Annotated in this window: 7 protein-coding genes; 2 read left to right on the top strand and 5 right to left on the bottom strand. The window is 69.1% G+C overall.

The features are described 5' to 3' along the window. The 3 genes from ACWDEW_RS34775 to ACWDEW_RS34765 form a co-directional block, all read right to left on the bottom strand. A partial coding sequence (locus tag ACWDEW_RS34775; RefSeq protein ID WP_450518240.1) for a chaplin family protein occupies positions 1-674 on the bottom strand: 674 nt, incomplete at its 3' end. 107 nt (positions 675-781) lie between these two features. Then, positions 782-1009, bottom strand: a complete 228-nt coding sequence (gene chpD, locus ACWDEW_RS34770; RefSeq protein WP_026178071.1) for a chaplin ChpD — start codon at positions 1007-1009, stop codon at positions 782-784. 302 nt (positions 1010-1311) lie between these two features. Then, complete coding sequence (locus ACWDEW_RS34765) at positions 1312-1728, bottom strand: rodlin (RefSeq protein WP_450518238.1); 417 nt, start codon at positions 1726-1728, stop codon at positions 1312-1314. A 190-nt stretch (positions 1729-1918) separates the two neighbouring features. On the opposite strand from ACWDEW_RS34765, the gene ACWDEW_RS34760 reads away from it, so the two are divergent. Together ACWDEW_RS34760 and ACWDEW_RS34755 are read left to right on the top strand one after the other, a co-directional pair. Then, complete coding sequence (locus ACWDEW_RS34760) at positions 1919-2332, top strand: rodlin (RefSeq protein ID WP_200711929.1); 414 nt, start codon at positions 1919-1921, stop codon at positions 2330-2332. Between the two features lie 223 nt (positions 2333-2555). Then, positions 2556-2966, top strand: coding sequence for a rodlin (locus ACWDEW_RS34755; protein ID WP_019065695.1), 411 nt, complete (start codon positions 2556-2558; stop codon positions 2964-2966). 86 nt (positions 2967-3052) lie between these two features. Here the strand turns inward: ACWDEW_RS34755 and ACWDEW_RS34750 are convergent, their stop codons facing one another. Both ACWDEW_RS34750 and ACWDEW_RS34745 read right to left on the bottom strand, forming a co-directional pair. Further along, complete coding sequence (locus ACWDEW_RS34750) at positions 3053-4984, bottom strand: AMP-dependent synthetase/ligase (protein WP_450518235.1); 1932 nt, start codon at positions 4982-4984, stop codon at positions 3053-3055. A 118-nt stretch (positions 4985-5102) separates the two neighbouring features. Next, positions 5103-6695: a YfbK domain-containing protein gene (locus ACWDEW_RS34745; RefSeq protein WP_450518233.1), complete on the bottom strand. Its 1593-nt coding sequence runs from the start codon at positions 6693-6695 to the stop codon at positions 5103-5105. Between the last annotated feature and the right edge of the window lie 103 nt (positions 6696-6798).

Raw genomic sequence — 6798 nt, 5'->3', positions numbered from 1 at the left:
GGCGGCGGCGTGTGGTGATCCCCACCCGTGGGAGGCGGCGTGTGATGGTCACCGCCGGTGGGCGGCGGCGTGTGGTGATCCCCACCCGTGGGAGGCGGCGTGTGATGGTCACCGCCGTGCGGCGGCGGTGTCTCCTCACAGTCCTCCGGCTTGCCGTGGCCCGAGTCACCGGAGCCGTAGCCTCCGTGGTCACCGGAGCCGTAACCCCCGTGGTCACCGGAGCCATAACCCGAGTGATCGCCCGAGCCGTAGCCCGAGTGGTCGCCGTAGCCATGGCCGGAGTGCCCACCGAAGCCGTACCCCGAGTCACCGCCGTAGCCGTACCCGGAGTCGTCGCCCCCGGAGCCGTAGCCCGAGTCGTCGTCGGAGTCGTCGTAGGCCTGCTCGGCCCACCGGTGGTGTCCGGTGTGCTCGCCGTGCCGGTGCGCATCCTTGCCGCCGGCGCAGGAGTTGCCGAAGGTCGGGTTGAGCCCGGAGACGCCGTCGACGGAGTTGCCGCAGGCGTTGACCGGCGCGTCGACCGGGACCGAGAGGCTGTTGCCGGAGAGGACGCCCGGCGAATCCTTGGCAGCGCCGGCCGTGTACGTCTCGGCCACGGCGGGGCTGCCGCACAGGGACAGAATGCTTGTCGCGGCGGCGGCCGCGACCATTCCCTTACCCAGGGTCTGTCGCAATCTCGTTGTCTTCCTGCTTGAAGAAGTGGGAAAAAAAGCCGGCCTTGGAACAGGAAAGTGTCCAAGGCCGGCCGTGACACAGCCGGAGCGGCTGGTGCGTTGCGTCGTCAGTCGTTGACGCAGGTGTTGCCGAACGCCGGGTTCAGCAGGCCGATCACGTCGATCGAGTTGCCGCACACGTTGACGGGGATGTGCACGGGAACCTGGACCACGTTGCCCGAGAGGACACCCGGCGAACCGATGGCGGCGCCCTCGGCACCGGCGTCGGCGAAGGCCGGGGCGGCCATACCGAGAGCCATGATCGCACCAGCGACAACAGCAGCGCTCTTCTTCATGAACGTTCCCTTCTCTGCGGTCATGCCCTATGACGGCCGAAACCGAGCGAGCACAGCTTGGGCGGCTCGCACCATGACCTGCAGCCTGTGAAACGAGGGATAGACACAGGAAGAAACTCAAGAACGCGTGTCACCTGACAATTCACTCGATCGTCGGCACTTAATTGACGTGATGGCCGCACCAACGCAGAAACGCTTCTCTTCAAGGGAAGGCGGAGGGTGGACAGTTTTGAAAAACGACAAGGGCGGCCCGTACGGAAAAAAATCCGACGGGCCGCCCCGGCCACCGCATTGACGGACGATCAGCTGCCGATGGCGCCGTTGCCCGAGAGCACCGGGATGTTGTCCGCGATGTGCGACAGGGGCTCGTCGCCCTTCGCCTGGGTGGAGTTCTCGGTGCACTGCTGGTTCTGCTCGGCGGACAGGATCGGCACGTCCTGGAGGACGGTGACCGGGACGAGGACGCCCACGATCGAAGCCGCGTTGACCTTGGCGGGCAGGCCGACACAGAGCTTGTTCAGGTCGCCCTGGGCGAGCCCGAGCTGGGGGCTCATGTCGCCGACGGTCTTGGCGTTGCCGTAGACCTGCTCGGCACCGTTCCCGTTGACCGTGGTGACGCCGTTGTCGTTGCCGATGGCCAGCGCCTGCGGGGCGGCCGTCGCCGAGACGCCGACGACGGAAGCCGCGACAGCCGTCGCAGCCATTGCCTTCTTGAGCATTTCTGCGGTCCTTTCCTGGCAGAGACACAATTCCTGCTCCCCCATCAACCGGGGTGGGCCGGATTGGTTGCGTGACTTCACCCGGTTGGATTCATCAGGGCCATTGGAGTGAATCGGAGCAACCATGCGGCCCGGTGCCAGTTGTTCAGGTCGCTCCGGTGGACGGGGTTACTCCAGAAGGGATCATGAAGTGATCAAGAAGGTTATGGCTGCTGCGGCTGTCGCCGCTTCCGTCGTCGGAGCCTCGGCTGCCGTCGCCGCCCCGGCGATGGCGATCGGTAACGACAACGGCGTCACCACGACGAACGGCAACGGCGCCGAGCAGGTCTACGGCAACCAGGCCACGTACGGCAACATGAGCCCGCAGATGGCGCTCATCCAGGGCTCGCTGAACAAGCCCTGCATCGGCCTGCCCGCCAAGGCGAACCTGGCCTCGCTGGTCGGCCTCGTGCCGGTCACCGTCGCCCAGGACGTGCCGATCCTCTCCGCGCCGCAGAACCAGCAGTGCACCGAGAACTCCACCCAGGCGAAGGGCGACGAGCCCCTGTCGCACATCCTGGACAACATCCCGGTCCTCTCGGGCAACGGCTCCGCGGGCAGCTGACCCCCGGACGCGCACCACGGGCCGCCGAATGCTCGGCGGCCCGTTGGTCTGCCGTCCGCGCGCGGACCGTCCACGGGGCGCTTTCGCCGGCTCGTGAGCCGACTTGTCACCCCAGCCGACTTATTGCTCCATTCAGGGCAAAGGCCGCAACCAAACCGGCCATCACCCAGTTGATCATCGCGCGGCTCCGCAACGGGAGTCCGTCCTCCGAAAGGGATAGAACATGAAGAAGCTGTGGGCGACCGCGGCTGTTGCCGCCTCCATCGCCGGTGCCACCGCCGCTGTCGCCACCCCGGCGATGGCCATCGGCAACGACGACGGTGTCACCACCACCAACGGCAACGGTGCCGTGCAGAAGTACGGCAACCAGGAGACCAAGGGCGACATGAGCCCCCAGCTCTCCCTCGTCCAGGGCACCCTGAACAAGCCCTGTGTCGGCCTGCCGGTCAAGGCGAACCTCGCCTCGATCGTCGGTGTCGTCCCGGTCACCGTTCTGCAGGACGTGCCGATCCTGTCGGCCCCGCAGAACCAGCAGTGCACCGAGAACTCCACCCAGGCCAAGGGCGACGAGCCGCTGTCGCACATCCTGGACAACATCCCGGTCCTGTCGGGCAACGGCGCCGTGGGCAGCTGACCCCACCAGCACCACGAGAGCGGGCCGCCGAGCACCTCGGCGGCCCGCTTCTCTTGTGTTCTACGGCTTCTACAGCCTTTCGGCCTCTACGGCTGCTTCGGCTTCGCGTAGAGCGCCTCGATGTCGTCCGCGTAGGCCGCCGTCACCACGTGCCGTTTGAGTTTCAGCGACGGGGTGAGCAGTCCGTTGTCCTCGGTGAACTCGCCCTCGACCAGGGCGAAGGCGCGGATCGACTCGGCGCGGGAGACGGCCGAGTTGGCGTAGTCCACGGCCTTCTGGACGTCGGCGCGCAGGCGCGGGTCCCGTACGAGGTCGGCGAGCGGGGTGTCGGCGGGGAGCTTGCGGACCGCGAGCCAGTGGGCGAGGGCCTCGGGGTCGAGGGTGATCAGGGCGGCGACGAAGGGGCGGTTGTCGCCGACGACCAGGCACTGGCCGACCGGGGCGCGGCTGCGCAGCCGGTCCTCCAGGACGGCCGGCGAGACGTTCTTGCCGCCGTTGGTGACGAGGATGTCCTTCTTGCGGCCGGTGATGGTGAGATAGCCGTCCTCGTCGAGCGCGCCGAGATCCCCGGTCGCGAACCACTCGTCCCGCAGTACGGCGTCGGTGGCCGCCGGGTTGTTCCAGTACGCGCCGAAGACCACCCCGCCCTTGATCAGCACCTCGCCGTCGTCGGCGATGCGGATCGTGGTGCCGGGCACCGGGAGGCCGACCGTGCCGGGGCGGGGCCGCAGGGGCGGGACGATGGTGGCGGCGGCCGTGGTCTCGGTGAGGCCGTAGCCCTCGTAGACGATGATTCCGGCCGCGGCGAAGAAGAGGTTGAGGTCGCGGTCGAGCGGGGAGCCGCCGCTGATGGCGTACCGCATACGGCCGCCGAGTTCCTTGCGGACACGGCGGTAGACCAGCAGGTCGTAGAGGGCCCACGCGGCGTAGAGGGCGGGGCTCGGGCCCTTGCCGGTGCCGAGGAACTTGTCGAGGTACGCCTTGCCGAAGCGGACCGCGACGCGGTCGGCGCGGTCGAAGGAGGCAGCGCGGCCCATCCGTTCGGCGGTCGCGCGGCCGGTGTCGTGGATCTTCTCGAAGAGGTACGGCACACCGACCAGGAACGTGGGCCTGAACTCCCGTAGCGCCGGACGGAGTTCGTCGGGCTTGATGCTCGGGCAGTGGCCGGTCTCGATGCGGGCCATCAGACAGGCGATCTGCAGGGTGCGGCCCATGATGTGCGCGAGCGGGAGGAAGAGGAGCGTCGAGGCGACCTGGCCGGTGACCTCGGTGAAGAGGGGGTGCAGCAGCTCGACCGTGTTGGCGGCCTCGGCGTGCAGGTTGGCGTGGGTGAGGACACAGCCCTTGGGGCGGCCGGTGGTGCCGGAGGTGTAGCAGATCGTCGCGACCGTGTCGGGGGTGAGAGCGCTGCGGCGCTTGGTGACCTCCTCGTCGGTGATGTCCCGTCCCAGGGTGGCGAGTTCGGCCAGGGCGCCCGTGTCCAGCTGCCAGATGCGCGGGTGTTGGGGGTGGCGGGCGGTGCCCGTCATGACCGTGTCGGTGTTCTCGGAGTTCTCCGTGACGACGAAGCGGGTGCCCGAGTCCCTGACGATCCACTCCACTTGCTCGGCGGACGAGGTCGCGTAGATCGGCACGGTCCGGCCGCCGGCCGCCCAGATCGCGAAGTCGAGGACCGTCCACTCGTAGCGGGTGCGGGACATCACCGCGACCCGGCCGCCCGGTTCGAGGCCGGCGGCTATCAACCCCTTCGCGGTGGCGGTGACTTCACGGGCGAAGGCGGCGGCGGTGACAGGGTGCCAGCTGCCGTTCTGTTCGCGGCGGAGGACCACGGTGTCGGGTGCCTCCGCCGCATTCGTGAACGGCAGGTCGGCGGTGCTGCCGGTCGTCGGGCGCGGGGCGAGCGGCAGGGTGCTCGCCTCTCGTACGACGCCCCGCTCGTCCCTGGTGAGTTCGACCCGGGTGCGGGCCGCCAGGTCGGTGCGTTGCCGCGCCCGCTTCAGGTCCTTGCGTACGCCCATGTCGGCTGCTCCCGGTCGGCGGTGAGACGGTGACTGGGGCGCCAACTTACTCGCAAGTAGGGGAAGGTCAATGGGGTCGGTGGGGTTGAGTCCAGGTTGGGTTCGGGTTCGGTCGGGTTCAGTTCAGGCGGCTCGCCTCGTCGATCGCCTCGGCGAGTTGTTGTACGTCCTTGTCCTCCGTCTTCTTCGCCAACGCGTGCGCGCGGTCGGCGAGTTCGTCGAGGCCCGGGTCTCCTGGCAGATCGCCGGAGCGGAGGGATTCGGCGAAGTAGGCGACCACGGCGGTGACTTGGAAGCGGGGCGAGGCGCTGGACAGGGAGTCGTGCAGGGCGTCGGTCTCCAGCTGGCCCGACTCCTCGTGCGGGGCGCGGGTGTTCGGGTCGAGCCAGCGGACGCTCGCGGTGGCGAGGTGGCCGTCGGCGCCGGGCCTGGTGCGGACGGCGTAGAGGGCGGTCACGGTGTGGCCGGGGCCGATCTCGCCGCCGTCGACGTTGTCGTTGCGGAAGTCGTCGTCGGCGACCTTGCGGTCCTCGTAGCCGATGAGCCGGAACTGCGCGACCGTCTCGGGGTCGAAGGCGACCTGGGCCTTGGCGTCGCGGGCGGTGAGGTCGATGTTCTGCGGGAGTTGGTCGACGAAGACCTTGCGGGCGTCGGCGTCGTCCGAGACGTAGGCGGTGTGGCCGTCTCCCTTGTCGGCGAGTTTCTCCATCAGGGCGTCGCCGTAGTCGCTGCCGACTCCGACGCCGAAGAGGGTGATGCCGTGGTCGCGGCGTTCGTTCGCGATGCGTTCCAGGATCGAATCGGCGTTGGTGTCACCGGTGTTGGCGAGGCCGTCGGAGATGAGGACGACCCGGTTGGTGGCGCCCTCGCGCAGGCCCTCGGTGGCGGTGGCGTAGCCGGTCTCGACGCCGGCGCCGAGGTTGGTCGAGGACTGGGTCTCCAACTCGTCGATGGCGTGGTGGACTTTGCCGCGGTGGCCGTCGAGGCGGGTCATCGGCAGGACGGTCTCGGCCTCGTCGCTGAAGGTGACGAGCGCTACCGAGTCGTCGTCGCGCAGCCGGTCGGTCATCTCGTCGAGGGACTTCTTGGCGAGGTCGAGCCGGCCCGTCTCGGCCATGGAACCGGAGACGTCGATGACGAACGTGAGGGCGGCGGGCGGGCGTTCACCGTTGTCGTCGGCGGTGCGGGTGGCGAGGCCGACACGGACCAGGGACCAGTTGGCGCTGTCGGTGCGGGCGCCGTCGACGGTGACCGTGAAGCCGTTGCCGTCGGGGCGTTCGTAGTCCTGCCGGAAGCTGTTGACGAACTCCTCGGGGCGGATCGTCGACGGGTCGGGCAGTTGTCCGTCGGCGAGGACGCGGCGGGCGTAGCCGTAGGAGGCCGTGTCGACGTCGAGGGCGAAGGTGGAGAGGTAGTCGGGGGACGGGGCGATCTTGTCGGGGCTGTCCGTCTGCTCGCCCTCCTCGCTCTGGCCGTTGCGCTGCTCTCCGCCGGAGGTGACAGCCGGTGCCGGGGCCGGGAAACCGGTCCGGTTCGCCCCGTCCGCGCTGCTGGTGTTGCTGCCGCCGCCCGCGCTGCAGCCGGTGAGCAGCAGGCCGCCCGCGGCGGTGAGGGCGAGCAGGGTGGCGCGCAGGTGCCGGGTGCCGTGGCGGGTGCGATGGCGGGCGTACTCCTGCGCCGGTCGTGTGCGGTCGGTGTGGCTGGTCTCCATCTCCCGTGCCCCCTCGGTCCGTTGACGTCGACTTCTTGCGACTGTGACGGCGGAGGGGACGGGAACGTGCGCTACGGGGAGTTGCGGAAGCGTCTCGAAGGGG

The sequence above is a fragment of the Streptomyces sp. NPDC001100 genome (assembly GCF_053598575.1).
This window is presented reverse-complemented; position numbering and strand designations above follow the sequence as displayed.

What these genes read in the sequence shown, in the direction of transcription:
- ACWDEW_RS34765 (WP_450518238.1), bottom strand. Translation starts at nt 1,728, where the DNA reads ATGCTCAAGAAGGCAATGGCTGCGACGGCTGTCGCGGCTTCCGTCGTC.
- ACWDEW_RS34755 (WP_019065695.1), top strand. Translation starts at nt 2,556, where the DNA reads ATGAAGAAGCTGTGGGCGACCGCGGCTGTTGCCGCCTCCATCGCCGGT.
- ACWDEW_RS34745 (WP_450518233.1), bottom strand. Translation starts at nt 6,695, where the DNA reads ATGGAGACCAGCCACACCGACCGCACACGACCGGCGCAGGAGTACGCC.
- chpD (WP_026178071.1), bottom strand. Translation starts at nt 1,009, where the DNA reads ATGAAGAAGAGCGCTGCTGTTGTCGCTGGTGCGATCATGGCTCTCGGT.
- ACWDEW_RS34750 (WP_450518235.1), bottom strand. Translation starts at nt 4,984, where the DNA reads ATGGGCGTACGCAAGGACCTGAAGCGGGCGCGGCAACGCACCGACCTG.